This window comes from Bradyrhizobium sp. 157 (genome assembly GCF_023073815.1).
In the GTDB taxonomy this organism is placed as follows: domain Bacteria; phylum Pseudomonadota; class Alphaproteobacteria; order Rhizobiales; family Xanthobacteraceae; genus Bradyrhizobium.
In genome coordinates, this window is record NZ_JADPKF010000100.1 from 57,078 (window position 1) to 75,674 (window position 18,597).

At 64.4% G+C, this 18,597-nt stretch carries 12 protein-coding genes and 1 pseudogene; 9 read left to right on the forward strand and 4 right to left on the reverse strand.

Annotation, left to right across the window (positions count from 1 at the left end):
* The first annotated feature begins 2 nt into the window (after positions 1 to 2).
* The 9 genes and pseudogenes from IVA95_RS31400 to IVA95_RS31440 all read left to right on the forward strand — a co-directional run bounded on the left by IVA95_RS31400 (position 3) and on the right by IVA95_RS31440 (position 14,413).
* On the forward strand, positions 3 to 2,522 hold the full coding sequence (locus IVA95_RS31400; RefSeq protein WP_247514022.1) for a PAS domain-containing sensor histidine kinase: 2,520 nt from the start codon (positions 3 to 5) through the stop codon (positions 2,520 to 2,522).
* Positions 2,519 to 4,039: a tRNA (adenosine(37)-N6)-threonylcarbamoyltransferase complex ATPase subunit type 1 TsaE gene (gene tsaE / locus IVA95_RS31405; protein WP_247514023.1), complete on the forward strand. Its 1,521-nt coding sequence runs from the start codon at positions 2,519 to 2,521 to the stop codon at positions 4,037 to 4,039. The genes IVA95_RS31400 and tsaE overlap by 4 nt, the downstream gene beginning before the upstream one ends.
* Before the next feature lie 88 nt (positions 4,040 to 4,127).
* Positions 4,128 to 4,448: a PilZ domain-containing protein gene (locus IVA95_RS31410; protein ID WP_247514024.1), complete on the forward strand. Its 321-nt coding sequence runs from the start codon at positions 4,128 to 4,130 to the stop codon at positions 4,446 to 4,448.
* A 129-nt stretch (positions 4,449 to 4,577) separates the two neighbouring features.
* On the forward strand, positions 4,578 to 5,300 hold the full coding sequence (locus tag IVA95_RS31415) for a nucleotidyltransferase family protein (protein WP_247514025.1): 723 nt from the start codon (positions 4,578 to 4,580) through the stop codon (positions 5,298 to 5,300).
* A gap of 234 nt (positions 5,301 to 5,534) precedes the next feature.
* Positions 5,535 to 8,681, forward strand: a complete 3,147-nt coding sequence (gene addB / locus IVA95_RS31420) for a double-strand break repair protein AddB (RefSeq protein WP_247514026.1) — start codon at positions 5,535 to 5,537, stop codon at positions 8,679 to 8,681.
* A pseudogene (gene addA / locus IVA95_RS31425) lies at positions 8,675 to 12,201 on the forward strand (double-strand break repair helicase AddA). The gene addB and the pseudogene addA overlap by 7 nt, the downstream one beginning before the upstream one ends.
* Positions 12,202 to 12,273: 72 nt before the next feature.
* Positions 12,274 to 12,594 (forward strand): thioredoxin, encoded by a 321-nt coding sequence (trxA, locus tag IVA95_RS31430; protein ID WP_016847387.1) that lies wholly within the window; start codon positions 12,274 to 12,276, stop codon positions 12,592 to 12,594.
* Positions 12,595 to 12,658: 64 nt separating this feature from the next.
* On the forward strand, positions 12,659 to 13,741 hold the full coding sequence (locus IVA95_RS31435) for an ATP-dependent DNA ligase (RefSeq protein WP_256470324.1): 1,083 nt from the start codon (positions 12,659 to 12,661) through the stop codon (positions 13,739 to 13,741).
* A gap of 210 nt (positions 13,742 to 13,951) precedes the next feature.
* On the forward strand, positions 13,952 to 14,413 hold the full coding sequence (locus IVA95_RS31440; RefSeq protein ID WP_247514027.1) for a DUF2231 domain-containing protein: 462 nt from the start codon (positions 13,952 to 13,954) through the stop codon (positions 14,411 to 14,413).
* A gap of 209 nt (positions 14,414 to 14,622) precedes the next feature.
* Here IVA95_RS31440 and IVA95_RS31445 read toward each other — a convergent pair whose 3' ends face one another.
* The 4 genes from IVA95_RS31445 to accD all read right to left on the reverse strand — a co-directional run bounded on the left by IVA95_RS31445 (position 14,623) and on the right by accD (position 18,467).
* A complete protein-coding gene (locus tag IVA95_RS31445) occupies positions 14,623 to 15,081 on the reverse strand; it encodes a class I SAM-dependent methyltransferase (protein ID WP_247514028.1) in 459 nt (152 codons plus the stop codon).
* An 82-nt stretch (positions 15,082 to 15,163) separates the two neighbouring features.
* Positions 15,164 to 15,937, reverse strand: coding sequence for a metallophosphoesterase family protein (locus IVA95_RS31450; protein WP_247514029.1), 774 nt, complete (start codon positions 15,935 to 15,937; stop codon positions 15,164 to 15,166).
* Between the two features lie 251 nt (positions 15,938 to 16,188).
* The gene (locus tag IVA95_RS31455) at positions 16,189 to 17,529 is read right to left on the reverse strand and encodes a folylpolyglutamate synthase/dihydrofolate synthase family protein (RefSeq protein WP_247514030.1); all 1,341 of its coding nucleotides are present in this window, start codon (positions 17,527 to 17,529) and stop codon (positions 16,189 to 16,191) included.
* Complete coding sequence (accD, locus tag IVA95_RS31460; RefSeq protein ID WP_247514031.1) at positions 17,526 to 18,467, reverse strand: acetyl-CoA carboxylase, carboxyltransferase subunit beta; 942 nt, start codon at positions 18,465 to 18,467, stop codon at positions 17,526 to 17,528. The genes IVA95_RS31455 and accD overlap by 4 nt, the downstream gene beginning before the upstream one ends.
* Between the last annotated feature and the right edge of the window lie 130 nt (positions 18,468 to 18,597).

An 18,597-nucleotide genomic window follows, 5' to 3' on the forward strand; every position in this document is an offset into this window, starting at 1 on the left:
TAATGTCGGGCGTAGCCGCTGCGATGCGTCGAACCCTGCTGTCGTGCACCTCACTGGCGCGCCACGGCGTGATTGCGCTTGCCACCGCCCTCTCCGCGCTGCCGGAGCCCGCGTTGGCCGACGATTTGACCATCACGCAGGCGATTTCCGCCTTGTTCGACCTCAATCACCAGGAATTCGCGGCGCTCACGACGGCGCTATCGCTGCTCGGGTTTACCGTAGTGGCGGCGATCCTGCTGATGCGCACGCGGATTAGGGCCACCCGGCTGGAACTCGACCTCCGCTCCGATATAGCCGACCTGCAGGTACAAGCCGATCGGCTGCGCGCGCTGTTGTTCGCCGAGCCCCAGATCCTGATCGCTTGGGCCGCGGGGGATAACCGGCCCCAGATCAGCGGCGACACCTCGCTTCTGATCTCGCAGGACGCACTGTCGAATTCACCGCAACGCATCCTCGCCTTTGGAACCTGGCTGCCGCCGGAGCCTGCCCTGCAGATGGACCATGCGGTCGACGCGTTGCGCGAGGCCGGCGAAGGCTTTCTGCTCAACCTCTCCACCTCGAACGGCCGCGCCATCGAAGCGATGGGCCGCGCCATTGGGGGGCAAGCCATTGTGCGGATTCGCGAACTTGGCGGCTTGCGCCGTGAACTTGCCGAATCCAATCTCCGCTACAGGACGCTTTTGGAAGAGACCGAGTTGTTGCGCGACTTCGCCGCCGCGGCGCCCTGGCCGATCTGGGCCAAGAGCGCCGAGGGTAATCTGCGTTACGCGAACACGGCGTATGTGCGGGCCACCGAAGGCGCAAGCCTCGCGGACACGATCCACCGCAACCTCGAGCTTCTGGAGAACGAGCAGCGTTCCGAGATGGGCCGGGTGCTAAACGATAATTCCACCTACACCGCGCGGCTGCCGATCGTGGTCGGCGGCGAGCGGCGCATCTATGATGTTCAGGCGCTCAAGCTCGGCGGCGGCAGCGCCGGCATCGCTATCGACGCCAGCGAGGCGACCCAGTTGCGCGACGCCATGGAGCGGATGGCGGAAGCCCATCGCCGCACTCTCGACCAGCTATCCTCGGGGGTTGCCGTATTCGATGGCCAGCGGCGGCTTGCCTTCTACAACGAATCCTACCGGCGGCTGTGGGGCCTCGATCAAGTCTTCCTCGATTCCAACCCCGACGATTCAAGCGTGCTCGACCGGCTGCGCGCCGCGCGCAAACTGCCCGAACAGCCCGATTTCCGCGCCTGGAAGGCCAAGCTCCACGAAGCCTACCGCGCCGTCGAGCCGGAGAACTACACCTGGTTTCTGCCCGACGGCCGCGCCGTCAGCGTCGTCACCACGCCGAACCTCGAAGGCGGCGTCACCTATCTGTTCGACAATGTCACCGAGAGCCTCGATCTCGCACGCCGCTATGACCGGCTGACCCGGGTCCAGCATGAAACGCTCGACAATCTGGCCGAAGCGGTCGCGGTGTTCGGCAGCAATGGCCGCGTCGAACTGTTCAATCCCGCTTTCCTGAAAATGTGGAAGCTGTCGGCGGAATCGCTCAAAGAACAGCCCCACATCGAGACCGTGGAAGCGTGGTGCAAGCCGCTGTTCGACGACGCGTTGACCTGGCGGGCGCTGCGCGAGGCCATCACCGCGATCGAGAACCGGGCGCAGGTAGCGCTGAAGCTCGAACGCAAGGATGGCAGCGTGCTGGATTGCATGACCATGCCGCTGCCCGACGGCGCAACCCTTTTGACATTCCAGGACATCACCGATACCGAAAACGTCGAGCGCGCGTTGCGCGAGCGCAACGAGGCGCTGGAAGCCGCCGACCAGATGAAGGTGGATTTCGTCCACCACGTGTCGTACGAGCTGCGCGCGCCGCTGACCACCATCATCGGCTTCGCACATTTCCTCAGCGATCCCTCGACCGGCCCGCTGACGCCAAAGCAGGCCGAGTATCTCGACTACGTTACCAAATCGACCAACGCGCTGCTCGCGCTTACCAACAACATCCTCGATCTCGCCACCATCGATGCCGGCGCGATGAAGCTCGAGCTCGGCTCAGTCAATATTGAAAAAGCCATTCAGGCCGCCGCCGAAGGCATCCAGGACCGGCTGGCAACCGATCGCATCGAGCTCAAGGTCGATATCGATCCTGACATCGGCAACTTCATCGGCGACGAGCGGCGCGTGGTGCAGGTGCTCTATAACCTGCTTGCCAACGCCGTCGGGTTCTCGCCGCACGATGCCGCGGTCACGATCAGCGCGCGGCGAACCAAGCATCGCGTGATCTTCACCGTCTCCGATTCCGGCCCCGGCATTCCCGCCGAGGTAAAAGACAAGGTATTCGACTGGTTTGAGAGCCACTCCCACGGCTCGCGCCACCGCGGCGCCGGCCTTGGCCTGTCGCTGGTACGCTCGTTCGTCGAACTGCATGGCGGCAAGGTGCGCGTCGACTCGGTCGTCGGCAGAGGCACGACCGTCACCTGCGATTTCCCGATCGACCAGAACGCCCACCGTAACGCCGCCGAATGACCGCGCCTGCGACATTTACAGTGGCGTTGGCGAACGAGGCGGCAACGGCGCATCTGATGGCCGACCTCGCGCTGCTGGTCCGCCCCGGCGACGTCATTACGCTGTCGGGCGATCTCGGCGCGGGAAAGACCGCGGCGGCGCGCGCCATGATCCGCTACCTCGCCGACGATCCCACGCTCGAAGTGCCGAGCCCGACATTCACGCTGGCGCAGAGCTACGAGTTGCCGTTTCCGATTGTCCACGCCGATCTCTACCGCATCAACGATTCGAGCGAGCTGGAGGAAATCGGCCTGTCGCCACTGCCCGAGGGCACGCTGGCGCTGATCGAATGGCCGGAGCGCGCACCCGACGCACTACCCGAAGATCGCATCGATATCGCCTTCAGCCATCGTCCCGCGCTCGGATCGAGCGCGCGGGCCGCCGAGATCACCGGCTATGGCAAGGCGGCGGCACAGGTGGCGCGACTAAGCAGCTTACGCAAATTTCTCACTGAGGCCGGCTTTCTGGATGCAGCGCGCGAGCGCATGCCCGGCGACGCGTCGACGCGCTCCTATGCGCGCCTGATCGGCGACGATGGCACATCCATCCTGATGAATTCACCGCGCCGTCCGGATGGACCGGCGATCTATGACGGAAAATCCTATAGCGCAGCCGTTCATCTTGCCGAGGACGTCAAACCGTTCGTCGCCATCGACAATGGCCTGCGCGCACACGGCTTCTCGGCGCCCGCGATCCGCCACGCCGATCTCGATTCCGGTTTCCTGATCACCGAGGATTTCGGCAGTGTCGGCATCGTCGAAGGCGACCCGCCGCGGCCGATCGCCGAGCGCTATGAGGCGGCAACCGACATGCTCGCGGCGTTACACCGCGAAATCTTGCCCGAAACGGTGCCGCTGGGGCCGCAGGGCTCCTACCAAATTCCGCTCTACGATATCGATGCATGGCTGGTCGAGATCGGGCTGATGCTCGAATGGTATCTGCCGGTTCGCGGCGCTGAAGTCAGTCCGCAACAACGCGACGAATTCGTCGCGATGTGGCGAACCCTGCTGGAAAAGCCGGCGGCTGCGCCGCGAACCTGGGTGCTGCGTGATTTTCATTCGCCCAACATCATCTGGCTCGACGACCGCACCGGGATTTTACGTGTCGGCATCATCGACTTCCAGGACGCCGCGTTGGGCCCTGCCGTCTACGATCTGGTTTCGCTGCTGCAGGACGCTCGGATCGACGTCCCCGAACCACTCGAGTTGTCGCTCTTGACCCGCTACATCAAGGCGCGCCGCGCGGCAGATGGCCAGTTCGATCCGGCCAGCTTTGCCGAGCTCTACGCCATCATGTCGGCGCAGCGTAATACGCGCCTGCTCGGTACCTTCGCCCGGCTCAACGGACGCGACGGCAAGCCGCAATATCTGCGCCACCAGCCCCGGATCTGGACCTACCTGAACCGCTCGCTGGCGCATCCGGCATTGGCAGCGTTTCGCGAATGGTATGCCGCCAACGTGCCGCCGCCGCTGCCCTGATTTACCTCCTGTTAGCCACCCCGCATTTAATCTGGAACCGGCACGCTGCGCAGGCGTGGACCAGCATTTTTGAAACGGAAACACGGCCATGGCGGCGGCGGAACGGCGCAAGGGAGATCGAGTCGTATTCGAGCGCGGCTTTGCGGCGCACATGATGGGGATCGACGGCACCTGGCGGCGCGATTGCGTAATGGAAGACGTCTCCGAGACCGGCGCCAAGCTAACGGTCGAAGGCTCAGTCGAGGGCCTGCATCTCAAGGAATTCTTCCTGCTGCTGTCGTCGACGGGACTGGCCTATCGACGCTGCGAGCTGGCCTGGGTCAATGGCGATCAGATCGGCGTCAACTTCTTAAAACAGGGCGACAAGAAGAAAAAAGCGGCCAAGCGCGGCGAGGACGCCGACACCTGAAGTTTGGTTGCGCCAGCGGCCGTCGTACGGCCGTCATGTGCGGCCACTAAGGCCTCATGGCTGCTGGGTTCAAGCGAATCGCCGTGGTATGATCCGCGGCGCGATTTGATGGTTCGAGAAACTCCAAAAATGTCCGTTACGCCCACCAAAGCCATGGTCCTTGCCGCCGGTCTCGGTTTGCGCATGCGCCCGTTGACCGACCACATGCCGAAGCCGCTGGTGAGCGTGGCCGGCCAACCGCTGCTCGATCACGTGCTGGACAAACTCGCCGACGCCGGCGTCAGCGAGGCCGTGGTCAACGTGCATTACCTGCCTGACCAGATCATCCGGCACACCGCGAACCGTACCCAGCCCCGCATCATCATTTCCGACGAACGCCACCAGGTGCTCGGCACCGGCGGCGCGGTGGTGAAGGCGCTGCCGCTGCTCGGCAAGGAGCCGTTCTTCCACGTCAACGCCGACACGATGTGGATCGACGGCGTGCAACCCAATCTGGCGCGGCTCGCCGAAACCTTCGATCCGAATCGCATGGACATCCTGCTCTTGATGGCGCCGACCACGAACAGCATCGGCTATGCCGGCCGCGGCGACTACGCCATGCTGCCGGACGGCGCGCTGCGCAAGCGGCGTGAACACCAGGTGGTGCCGTTCGTCTATGCCGGGGCCGCAATCATGTCGCCGTCGCTCTTCGCCGACGCCCCCAAGGGCGAGTTTTCGCTGACCAAAATGTTCGACCGCGCCAACGAGCAGGAACGATTGTTTGGCCTCAGGCTCGACGGCATCTGGATGCATGTCGGAACCCCCGATGCGGTACAGGCCGCGGAAGAGGCGTTTCTGGAAAGCGTAGCGTAGCCCGGCCACAGCCGTCATGCCCCGCCAACGGGTCGCGCGAATGCGCGCCCGATGACAGGCTCCGGCGGGGCATCCAGTACGCCGCGGCCATCGTTTCTATTCCGACTGTCTCTGGAATACTGGGTCACCCGCTTTCGCGGATGACGACAGTGAGTAGCGGGAGTTACGCGCGCCGACCCATGACCTTCCCCCCTTACCTCTCTATATTGCCCCTGATCTCGAATCAGGAAGCCCATGCGCGTTTTCAGCGTTCCCGTCTCCGCACCATTCCTGCGCACCGTCATCGCGGCGCTGGTCGACGGCCGGCTGGTCGAGGGATTCGACGCGCGCAAGGATCCGCTGAATCTCGCAACGGCAACGCTCTACCTGCCGACCCGGCGCGCCGGGCGGCTGGCGCGGGAAATCTTTCTCGATGAGCTGAAGACCGATGCCGCGATCTTGCCGCGCATCGTGGCCCTTGGCGACATTGACGAGGACGAGCTGGCGTTTGCGGAAGCCTCCGAACAATTCAGCGGCATCGCGCCGCTCGACATTCCGCCAAAACTTGGTGAACTGGAGCGCCGCCTGACGCTGGCGCATCTGGTTGCGGCATGGGCAAAAAGCCCGGTGTCGGCGCCGCTCGTGGTCGGCGGCCCGGCCTCGACGCTGGCGCTGGCCGGCGACCTGGCTCGGCTGATGGACGACATGGTGACGCGCGGCGTCGCCTGGGAAGTGCTCGACAAATTGGTGCCCGACCAGTTCGACAAATATTGGCAGCACTCGCTGGAGTTCCTGCGCATCGCGCGCAAGGCGTGGCCGGAGCACTTAAAGGAAATCGGAAGGATCGAGCCCGCCGAACGGCGCGACCGCCTGATCGAGGCGGAAGCCGCGCGGCTCACCGCACATCATGAGGGGCCGGTGGTCGCGGCAGGTTCGACCGGCTCGATGCCGGCGACCGCGAAATTCCTCAATGCCGTCGCCCACCTGAAGCAGGGCGCGGTGGTGCTGCCGGGGCTCGACACCGATCTCGACGAGGAAGCCTGGCAGACGATTGGCGGCGTCAGGGACGCGCAGGGCAAATTCACTACGCAGCCCTCCTCCAACCACCCGCAATTTGCGATGCAGGGATTGCTGGATCGCTTTGGCATCAAGCGAAGCGACGTCGAAATTCTCGGCACGCCGGCGCCGCTGGGCCGAGAAGTGCTGGTATCGGAGACGATGCGGCCCTCCACGGCGACAGAGCAATGGCACGACCGGCTGGCGCAGCCGCAAGTATCTGCAAGGATTGCTGCCGGCATGGCAAATCTCGCCGTCGTCGAAGCACCCAACTCGGAGATGGAGGCGCTGGCGATTGCGGTCGCGATGCGCGAGGCGCGGCATCTGAACAAATCAGCCGCGCTGGTGACGCCGGATCGCGCGCTGGCACGGCGCGTGATGGCGGCGCTGAGGCGCTGGAATCTCGAATTCGACGATTCCGGTGGCGACGCGCTGATGGACACGCCAAACGGCATTTTTGCCCGCCTCGCCGCAGAAGCCGCCGCCCAGGGGCTGGAGCCACCAACGCTGCTGGCGCTACTGAAGCATCCGCTGTTTCGGCTCGGCGGCGCGTCCGGCGCGTTCAAGCATGCCATCGAGACTCTCGAACTGGCGTTGCTGCGTGGCACCCGGCCGCAGGCGGGAACGGCCGGCTTGGCGCGCGATTTCGATCGCTTCCGCGTCGAACTCGCAAAGCTCTGGCGCAATGAACCCTCCTCGCTCCACGCCTCGGAGCCACGCGCGAAATTGCGGGATCACGAGCTCGACGAGGCCCAGGCGCTGATCGCAGCGTTGCAGAAGGCGCTGTCGCCGCTGGAAATTATCGGCTCGTCAAAGCCGTACGATTTCGCCGAACTGGCGCTGCGCCATCGCGAAATGCTGATCGCGCTGTCCTCGAATCAAGACGGCGTTGCGGTCGTCTTCGAGGAGGCGCAAGGCTCGGCACTATCCGCAGCGTTCGACGACCTGCTTGCCGAGCAAAGGCCCAGCGGCCTGATGGTCCAGCTCGGCGATTACCCCGATGTGTTCCAGACCGCCTATGCCGATCGTATGGTGCGGCGGCCGGAATCCGCCAACGCGCAGCTCCAGATCTACGGCCAGCTCGAAGCGCGGCTGACCGAATCCGACCGCGTCATTCTCGGCGGGCTGGTTGAAGGCGTGTGGCCGCCGGCGCCGCGCGTCGATCCGTGGCTGAGCCGGCCGATGCGCCATGAGCTCGGCGTCGATCTGCCGGAGCGGCGCATCGGCCTCTCCGCGCACGACTTCGCGCAATTGCTGGGCACGCCGGATGTGATTCTCACCCATTCGGCAAAAGTCGGCGGCGCGCCGGCGGTCGCCTCGCGCTTCCTGCACCGCTTGGAGGCGGTGGCCGGCGAAGCGCGCTGGGAGGAGGCCAAACGTGCCGGAGAAAATTACGTCCGCTTCGCCGCCGAACTGGATCAGCCCGACGAGGTCAAGCCGATCGAGCAGCCCGCGCCGAGGCCGCCCGTCGCGACGCGGCCGCTTAAACTGTCGGTCACCGCGATCGAGGACTGGCTGCGCGATCCCTATACGATCTACGCGAAATATATCCTGCGGCTCGATCCGCTCGATCCCGTCGACATGCCGCTGTCGGCCGCCGACCGCGGCTCGGCGATCCATGACGCGCTCGGCGAGTTCACGCAGAAATTCGCCGACGCGCTTCCGCCAGAGCCCACGCTGGCGCTGCGCGGCATCGGCGAGAAATATTTCGCTCCGCTGATGGAGCGGCCGGAGGCACGCGCCCTGTGGTGGCCGCGGTTTCAGCGCATCGCCGCCTGGTTTGCGGATTGGGAAAAGACGCGGCGCGACCATATCGAAAAAATTGCTGCCGAGATCAGGGGCGAAATCAAGATTCCGCTCGGCAACGAGCGCATCTTCACGCTGTCCGCGCGCGCCGACCGGATCGAGCAACGCCATGACGGCAGCTTTGCGATTCTCGATTACAAGACCGGACAGCCGCCGACCGGCAAGCAGGTGCGGATGGGCCTGTCGCCGCAACTGACGCTGGAGGCTGCGATCCTGCGCGAGGGCGGGTTTGATAACATTCACGCCGGTTCATCCGTCGGCGAGCTCATCTATGTCAGGCTCAGCGGCAACAATCCGCCCGGCGAACAGCGCTCGTTGGAACTGAAAATCAGGAACAATGATACGCCGCAGCCGCCGGACGAGGCCGCCGACTACGCCCGCGAACAGCTCGAAGCGCTGATCCGCAAATTTGAGAACGAGGAGACGGCCTACACCTCCCTGAACCTATCGATGTGGTCGAACCGCTACGGCGCCTATGACGATCTCGCCCGGATCAAGGAATGGTCGGCAGCCGGTGGCCTGGGAATCGAGGAATGGTGAAGGCGCGACGCATCATCCCCGACGCCGTCCGCGCCACGCAGGCGCGCGCGTCCGATCCGGCCGCGTCCGCCTTCGTTTCGGCGAATGCCGGCTCGGGCAAGACGCATGTGCTGGTGCAGCGGGTGATCCGGCTCTTGCTCGACGGCGTGGCGCCGGAGAAGATTCTCTGCATCACCTTCACCAAGGCCGCCGCCGCCAACATGGCGGAACGGGTGTTCACCACGCTGGGCCATTGGGTGACGCTCGACGACGACGCTCTGGATGCGGCGATCCGCGAGGCCGGCATTCCGTATCCCAACGCACGCCTGCGCAAGTCGGCGCGCAAACTGTTCGCCTGCGCGCTGGAGACGCCGGGCGGGCTGAAGGTGCAGACCATCCACGCACTATGCACACGGCTGCTGCAGCAGTTCCCGTTCGAAGCCAATGTGCCGGCGCGGTTCGCCGTGCTCGACGAGCGCGACCAGAACGAGATGATGGAGCGGGCCAATCTCGCGGTTTTCCTCGAGGCGTCGCGCAACCCTGACAGCGCAACCGGGCGCGCGCTGATGACGGCGATGGCCAGCGCCGCCGACGTCACCTTCAAGGACGTGGTGCGCGAGGCCTGTCTCAGCCGCGATCATTTCATGGCCTGGACGGACGCCGCTGGAAGCGCGCAGGCGGCCGCAGCGCAGATTTCGGCGGCCCTCGGCGTTGATCCCAATGATCGCATTGAAGATGTCGAGCGCGACATCATCGACGGGCCGAATCTGCCGCGCTCGCGATGGCTGGAGATTGCCCTGGTCCTGGAAACCGGCAGCAAAGCCGATCAGGATCAGGCGGCGCGACTGCGCGATGCGTTGGTGTTCAGCGACGCTGCGCAGGTCGACCAGTATCTCACCCTGTTCCTCACCGACACCGAGCGTACGCCGCGCAAATCGGTGGTAACGAAGAAATTTTGTGACGGCAATCCGGCCATTGGCCGGCTGATGGAATCGGAAGCCCGCCGCATCCTTCCACTGATCGAACGCCGGCGCGCATTGGTGGCGCGCGACCGCACCGAGGCGCTGCTGTATATCGCAACCGCTGCGGCAGTGAACTACCGCCGCGAGAAGCAGCAGCGCGGCCTGCTCGACTATGACGATCTGATCGACAAGACGCTGGAAATGCTCAACCGCGTCTCCTCCGGCTGGGTGCATTATAAGCTCGACCGCGGCGTCGACCATGTGCTGATTGACGAGGCGCAGGATACCAGCCCCCGGCAATGGGACATCGTCGCGCACATCATCTCCGAATTCACTTCAGGCGCCGGTGCGCGCGACGGCCTGGTGCGTACGGTATTCGCGGTCGGCGACGAGAAGCAGTCGATCTTTTCGTTTCAGGGCGCGGCACCGCGCGAATTCGACCTGCGCCGACGCGCATTGCAGCGGAAGTTCGAGGGCGCCGGACTAAAATTCGATCCGGTGTCCTTCACCTATTCGTTCCGCTCGGGTCCGGCGATCCTGCACGCGGTCGATCAAGTGTTTCGCGAGCAGGATATTTTTCGCAGCATTCATGCGGTCGATATCGGAAATCCGATCCATCACGCGCTGGCCGATGCTGGGCCTAGCCAGATCGACCTCTGGGAGCTGGCGGAAGCCGATGACCGGCAAGATATCGAAGGCTGGCGCGCGCCGTTCGACGGCGTCTCCGCGACCAGCCCCGAAGTGAAGCTGGCTCGGCGCATCCAGGCCGAGATCAAGGCGCTGGTCGGCAGTGGTGCGATGACCGGCAGCAAGAACGACCGCCGGCCGCTGCGCTATGGCGACATGCTGGTCTTGGTGCGCCGGCGCGGCAACGCCTTTGACGCCGTGATCCAGGCGCTGAAGCATGCCGGCATCCCAGTCGCCGGCGCCGACCGCCTCAAGCTGACCGAGCACATCGCGATCATCGACCTGATGAACCTCGCCGACGCGCTGCTGCTGCCGCAGGACGATCTGGCGCTGGCGGTGGCGCTCAAGAGCCCGCTGTTCGGGCTCGATGACGACGATCTGTTCAAGATCGCCTGGCAGCGCAAGGGATCGTTGCGCGCCGCACTGACCGCGCGCGCCTCAACCGACGGGCGGTTGCGCGATGCGCTGTGGCGGCTCGAGCGGTGCGAGCGCCGCTTTATTAGCGAAACGCCCTTTGCGTTCTATGCCTGGCTACTCGGCGGCGACGGCGGCCGCGCGCGTATCCTGCATCGGCTCGGGCACGAGGCGAACGATGCGCTCGACGAGTTTCTGGAGCTGGCGCTGAGCTACGAACGCAAGGCGCCGGCCTCGCTGCAGGGCTTTATGGCGTGGCTGCGCACGGCCGACCTCGAAGTGAAGCGCGACATGGAGATATCGCGCGACGAAGTCCGCGTCATGACGGTGCATGGCGCCAAGGGCCTGGAGGCTTCCGTCGTGTTCCTGGTGGACACCACGACCTCGCCTTCGGATACGCAGCGGCTGAAGCTCATCAACCTGCCGCTGGGCAATGCCGATCCGCATGCGCCGGGTGTGGTGGTGTGGGCCGGCCGCAAGGCGGAGGACCCTCCGGCTGTCGCGACCGCCCGCGCCGCGATGATCGACGATACCGAGGATGAATACCGCCGCCTGCTCTATGTCGCGATGACGCGCGCCGCCGACCGCCTGATCGTGGGCGGCTGCATGCCCGGCAACATGAAGAGCGTCCGGCCGCTATCCTGGTACGACCTGATCATCAAGGGGCTCGCCGGCTCCGCCTTGCAGCTTCAGGAGATCGAGACCGCCATAGGTCGGGTAAAGCGCTATACGCGGCCTGAGGAGGCAGCGCCCTCGGCCGCTCCGCCTGCTGCGTCATTCCCGGCGGCGCCGATCGTGCTGCCCACCTGGCTGCTGACGCCAGCACAGCCCGAGATTTCCCCGGAGAGTCTGTTGCGGCCCTCGGACCCGGCAGACAGCGAGCACCCGGTACGGACGGCCGAATCCCTCGTGCGGCGTGCCCGCGCCCTGCAGCGCGGCACGCTGGTGCACCGGCTTCTGCAGTCGCTGCCCGATGTCGCCGCCGAGCGCCGCCGCGAGGCCGCGCTGGCCTATCTGGCCCGCAACGCCGACGGCTGGAGCGAGGAGGACCGGAAAGTGCTGGCCGAAAGCACGCTCGCCTTGATCGCCGATGCGCGGTTCGCGCACGCTTTCGCCCCCGGCAGCCGCGCCGAAGTCCCGATCGTCGGACGGCTGGAGCGGCCGGGCGGCCGGCCGGCGCTGGTATCCGGGCAGATCGACCGCCTCGTGGTGACCGAGCGCGAAGTCCTGATCGTCGATTTCAAGACCAACCACGCCCCGCCGGGCCGGCCCGAGGAGGCGCCGAGAGGCTATGTCCGCCAGCTTGCGCTGTACCGGGCGGTGCTCGGCAAGCTTTATCCCCAGCTCCTCGTCCGGGCCGCGCTGCTTTGGACCGAATCCGCTGAATTAATGGAGATTTCCGCCCCCGCGCTGGAGGCCGAGCTGGCATCCATCATCTCGGCGTGACCGCGCTTGACCCGGCAGGATCGCGTTCATAGGTTTGCCACTATCATCGTTGGGCGCGATTCTTGACCGCGCCCCATAATTTCTAACCGAACGAGGTAATTCCGATGGCCGTTGGCAAGGTTTCTGACGCCGATTTCGAAGCCGAAGTGCTCAAGGCGACCGGGCCGGTGGTCGTCGATTTCTGGGCCGAATGGTGCGGGCCCTGCCGCATGATCGCGCCTGCGCTCGACGAGATTTCCGGCGCCATGGGCGACAAGGTCAAGATCGTGAAGCTGAACGTCGACGAGAGCCCGAAGACGGCCTCAAAATACGGCGTGATGTCGATCCCGACCCTGATGATCTTCAAGGGCGGCGAGATGGCCTCCCGTCAGGTCGGCGCCGCGCCGAAGGCGAAGCTGCAGCAGTGGATCACCGCTGCGGTCTGATCGCTTGAGGCAATAAATTTTCAACAACGGCCGGCGAATAGCCGGCCGTTTGCGTTGAGACGGTATGTCTCGCGTTGAAGAGCACCTCGGCTTGCCATCTGGAAAGGCGCGGCGTCGCCCTGCCCCGCTTGCGGCCATGGAGGCGCGCTCGGTCGACGTCATCCCGCGCGGTGCGGAATGGCAGTACGAGCCCAAATGGGACGGCTTCCGCTGCCTGCTGTCCCGCCACGGCGAGACCGTCGATCTCCGCTCCAAGTCCGGCGAGGATCTCGCCCGCTATTTTCCCGAACTGGTCCGCGCCGCGCTGGCTTTGAAAGCAAGCGAATTCGTGCTCGACGGCGAAATCGTCGTGCCGCATGGCAAAGCGTTTTCGTTCGACGATCTGCTGCAGCGGATTCATCCCGCCGCAAGCCGGGTCAAGAAGCTGTCGCAGGAGACGCCGGCGCTGTTTCTCGCGTTCGACCTGCTGAAGACCGCCGCGGACAAGAAGCTCGCCGCATCGCCCCTGCGCGAGCGCCGCCCCGCGCTTGAAGCCTTTGCGAAAGCGCAGTTCAAATCCAATCCGACGTTTCGCTTGTCTCCGGTCACCACGAGCTACACCACCGCCCAGAAATGGCTGAAGCAGGCCGGCGGCGGTTCGGATGGCGTGATCGCCAAGCGCGTCGACCTGCCCTATCAGGCCGGCAACCGCGACGGCATGCAGAAGATCAAAAAATTCCGCAGCGCCGATTGCGTCGTCGGCGGCTTCCGTTATGCGACGAACAAAATTGCAAACCGGAACGTCGTCGGCTCGCTGCTGCTCGGCCTCTATGACGATAAAGGTCTCCTGCATCATGTCGGCTTCACCTCCGCGATCAAGCAGGCGGATAAGCCGGCGCTGACTTATCGGCTCGAGCCGCTGATCGCGCCGCCCGGCTTCACCGGCAACGCGCCGGGCGGGCCAAGCCGGTGGTCGACCGAGCGATCGGCAAAGTGGTGTCCGCTGAAGCCAAAGCTCGTGATCGAGGTTTGCTACGATCATTTCAGCGGCGAGCGCTTCCGCCACGGCACCTCCATCCTGCGCTGGCGGCCCGACAAGGCGCCGCGGCAGTGCACCTTCGATCAACTCAAGCAGAAAGCCGCCGACCCGATGAAGCTGCTGAAGTAGGGGTGGCCGTAGCCCGGGTGAAGCGAAAGCGTAACCCGGGAGCGCTCGTACAATTATTCAAACTTATCCCGGATTGCGCTGCGCTCCATCCGGGCTACACCTAAATTACCGAAATTATTGCGGCGCAAACGAGCATCTAATCCGCAAATTGCCAGGAACTGGCCCGGCAACAGGCAGTTGACCGCGAAACTGCCACTTGAGGAGGGACGCATGACAAACCCCAGATCGACCGCGCAAATTGCCGGACACCCGATCCATCCCATGCTCATTCCATTTCCGGTCGCCTGCTTCGTCCTCGCATTCGCCTCAGACGTGGCGTTCTGGAGAACCTCGAACGATTTCTGGGCCAGCGCGTCGCTCTGGCTGCTGGGAATAGGCCTGATCATGGCCGCACTCGCGGCGGTCGCGGGCGTGATCGACCTGATGGGAGACGATCGCATCCGCAATCTCAATGACGCTTGGCTGCATGCCGGCGGCAATGTCGTTGCGGTCTTGATCGAGCTCTACAACTGGTACTCGCGCTATACCGACGGAACGTCGGCCATTGTCCCGACCGGACTGGTCCTGTCGCTCATCGTCGTGCTGATCCTGCTCTTCACTGGCTGGAAGGGCTGGGAGATGGTTTATCGCGACCACGTTGGCGTATCCGACGTCGCCGATCAGGCGCGCTGAGTAACACGATCGTAGCCCGGGTGGAGCGAAGCGTAACCCGGGTCTGTGTTTGCGGCGCGAACCCGGATTTCGCTTCGCTCCATCCGGGCTACAGGCGCGCCCTCTTGGTCTCCGCGATGCGACACACCATCGTCGCATGACACTGACCGCGCTGTCGCGCACCTCAAAGCCCGCGTCCATCAGCTCGCGGACAATATCCGTCAACGGCTTCAGCGTGCGGTACGGACAGCCGTTCTGCAATAGCTGCTCGTTGATCGGGTCAAGCGCGCCTTGGCCTCGTCGGATTTCGGCAAGCCGCACATGGTGCTGACGACGAAGACGCCATCGGGTCGAAGGATTCGATAGACTTCCTGAAGGCACTGGGTTCGATCGCCGCCGATCAGACAATGCAGGCAACTGCCGTCCATCACAATGTCGAACGACGCGTCGGGAATGAACGGCATCTCGCAAACATTTCCTTCCCGGAAAGCGCCGGAAAGTCCGCGTTCGGCGAATTGCTCTTTTGCCCAGACGATCGCGGCTTCCGAAATATCGACGCCGTGCACCTCGTAGCCCTTTCCGGCCATCAGCAGTGACCACGACATGCCGTTGCCGCAGCCGAGCTCAAGAATTCTCGCCGGCGGCGAGGGCAGGAATTCCCGCTCGAGCCGATCGAGCGTATCGGTCATGCGCGCAAGATTCCGCTCCTGCGAACTTCCTGACCAGCCCCGATGACCGGTTATCTTCAGGCGGCGGTATTCCGCGTCGTAGTCATACATCCGCTGCACCGATGCCGGTTTCGGAGCTACCGATCCATCCTGTCGCCAGCGCGCTCGCCAGTTCTGCCTGACCGTTCTGTCGCGCGAGCGCGGCCATCGCGCCGTGATCATACGGCACATGCCGAAACGTGACGCGCCAGGCGCCATCAGCAAGTTCGAGGATCGCGTAACGCGCATCCGGCGTGCCGGCTTCGACGACATGCGGAAAGGGATGCACGTCGCGATAGCCGGGCGAGCCGACGCTGCCGGGATTGACGATCAGGCGGCCATCGCGAAGCCTTACCGCGCGGGCGAGATGGGTGTGGGCGCAGAGGATCAGGGATTGCGCGATGCCTCGCGCGTGCTCCTCGATCGCATCGAGCGATGACATTCGCACGGTGCCGTCGGGCAACACCGTCTCCAGCCAATAGAGTTCGTCGTATTCAGGCGTGGCGTGACACAGAAAGACCTGATCGCGAAACACCGCCGTCTTCGGCACCGCGCGCAGCCAATCGAGATGATGCTTTTCGAGCTGCGCGTGCGCCGGCCGATCCCACGATCCCATCTGCTCCGGCGGCCGGTCGATCAGATAGCGATCGTGATTGCCGAGGATGTGAACGGCGTTGAGCGCCATCAGCGCATCCATCGTGCGTCGCGCGTCGAGCGGGCCGCTCGCCATGTCGCCGAGGTTGACGATTTCGCCAATGCCACGCGCGCGGATGTCGGCCAGCACGGCTTCCAGCGCGAGATAATTTCCGTGCACGTCGGCAATGGCGGCAAAACGCATGGAGGTTCCAGCTTTGATGATTGTGGTACGGCCCTGCAAGAACGATGCTGCGCCATCTACCTCATTTGGGTGAAGCCAGCCTGCAACATTATCCTTACTTCCTATTGCGGAACGAAGGTTCCGACTCGCAGCTTTGAGGCGTCTTGGCTAGAGTTTACAAATACCGGGGCTGGCGAATTCATAAGCAATCGATATTTTTTCCCGGGCGGCCGCTGGAAGCGATTCCAGCGGTCATTTAATTTTAGGGAATACTATGCCGGCGGCGTGCCGTTGATATCAAGCACATGGCCGGCGAGATAGAGCGAGCCGGTGACCAGAATCCGCGGCGGCACTTCGTAGGCGAGGCGCGAGAGCGCGTGGAGCGCGGCTTCGACGCTTGCAGCATTTTCCACGCGCATGCCGAGCGCGCGCGCCGCATCTGCCAGCCGATCCGGCGGCATCGTATTGTTGCGCCCGGGAATCGGCACCGCCACGATGTGCCGCGTCAGTCCTGCGAAATTGGCGAGAAACGCGTCCGCGTCCTTGTTCGCCATCATGCCCGCGATCACCACCAAGGGCCGCGACACTCGCTCTTCGAGATCGCCAAGCGCGGCCGCCGCAACACGCCCGCCTTCCGCATTGTGTCCGCCATCGAGCCAGATCTCGCACCCCTTCGGCCCCTGATCGACCAAAACCCCCGCAACCAGCCGCTGCATCCGAGCCGGCCATTCGGCGCCAATGATGCCGGCCTCGAACGCCGGCATTCCGATCCTGAACGCCTCGATCGCGCGCAGCGTCGCGATGGCAAGGCCGGAATTATCAAATTGATGCCGGCCGAACAGCTTTGGCGCTGCAAGATCCATCAGGCCGCGCTCGTCCTGATAGACCAGCCGGCCGCGCTCGACGCCGACATGCCACTGTTGTCCGGCCGCATGCAACGCCGCGCGCATGCGGTTGGCCTGCGCCTCGATAACCGACATCGCCTCCGGTGCCTGCTCCGCGCAGATCACCGGCGCACCGCGCTTGATGATGGCGGCCTTCTCGCCTGCGATCGCGGTGAGCGAGCTGCCGAGAAACTCAGTGTGGTCCATGCTGACCGGCGTGAGCACGGTCGCGATCGGCCGATCGATGACGTTGGTGGCATCTAATCGCCCGCCGAGGCCGGTTTCCAGCAGCACCACATCGGCGTCATGCTCCGCGAACAGGCAAAACGCCGCCGCGGTCTCCATCTCGAAAATCGTGATCGGATCGCCCGCGTTGACCTGCTCGCAATGCTCCAGCACCCGCCGCAACTCGGCATCATCAGCCAGCCGTCCGCCGCCCTTCTCGCCCAGGCGGAAGCATTCATTGATCCTGACCAGATAGGGCGAGGTGTAGACGTGCACGCGCAGGCCTGCGGCCTCCAGGATCGCGCGCAGGTAAGCGATGGTGGAGCCCTTGCCATTGGTGCCGGCGACGTGGATCACCGGCGGCAACAGCCGCTCCGGATGATCGAGCCGCGCCAGCAGGCGGTGCATTCGATCGAGGCTAAGATCGATGCGCTTCGGATGCAAGGCAGCCAGCCGCGCGATCAACTCACCGAGCGGCTGGGATCTGGCGGCAGGCAGGCTCACGCGTGCGGCGCGGCCGGCACCACTTCCGGGGCCGAGACGATCTGGGCCGGGTCTGTGACCTGCGGCAAAGGCTTTGAGGCGACGTCGAGCGGCGGCGATTTGGTTAAGAGCCGGCACAGCCGCGCCAGCGTCGAACGCATCTCGTGGCGATGCACCACCATGTCGATCATGCCGTGGTCGAGCAGATATTCGGCGCGCTGGAATCCTTCCGGCAATTTCTCGCGGATAGTCTGCTCGATCACACGCGCGCCGGCAAAGCCGATCAGCGCGCCGGGCTCGGCGATCTGCACGTCGCCCAGCATGGCGTAGGACGCGGTGACGCCGCCGGTGGTCGGATTGGTCAGCACCACGATGTAGGGCAGCTTCGCCTCCCGCAGCATCTGCACACCGACGGTGGTGCGCGGCATCTGCATCAGCGACAGGATGCCCTCCTGCATCCGCGCGCCGCCGGAGGCCGCGAACACGATGAAGGGCGACTTCTTTTCAACCGCAAGCTCGAGCCCGCGCACGATCGCCTCACCCGCGGCCATGCCGAGCGAGCCGCCCATGAAATCGAAATCCTGCACTGCGATGACAACGCCGGCGCCCTCCAGCTTGCCGTAGCCGACCTTGATGGCGTCATTCAGCCCGGTCTTGGCACGCGCGTCCTTGATGCGGTCGGCGTATTTGCGCTCGTCGCGGAATTTCAGCGGATCGGCCGTCACTTCGGGTAGCGCGATGTCGTACCAGGTCTCGTTGTCGAAGATCGATTTCAGCCGCGCCACCGCGCCCATGCGCATGTGGTAGTTCGAGCCGGGAATGACGAACTGGTTGGCCTCGACGTCCTTGTAAAACACGAGCTGCCCGGAATCCGGGCACTTGATCCACAAATTCTCCGGCGTCTCGCGGCGCAGGATGTTGCGGATTTTCGGCCGGACGACATTGGTGAGCCAATTCATGGTTTGCTCCGAAATGCGGTTGAACGCATCAGATGAGATATATGGCCGCCCGCCCCGGGAGCGGCAAGCCGCCACCTCTTAATAGGCATGATCTTTTCGGAAAACCGCTCTCCACTTTTCCGGATCATGC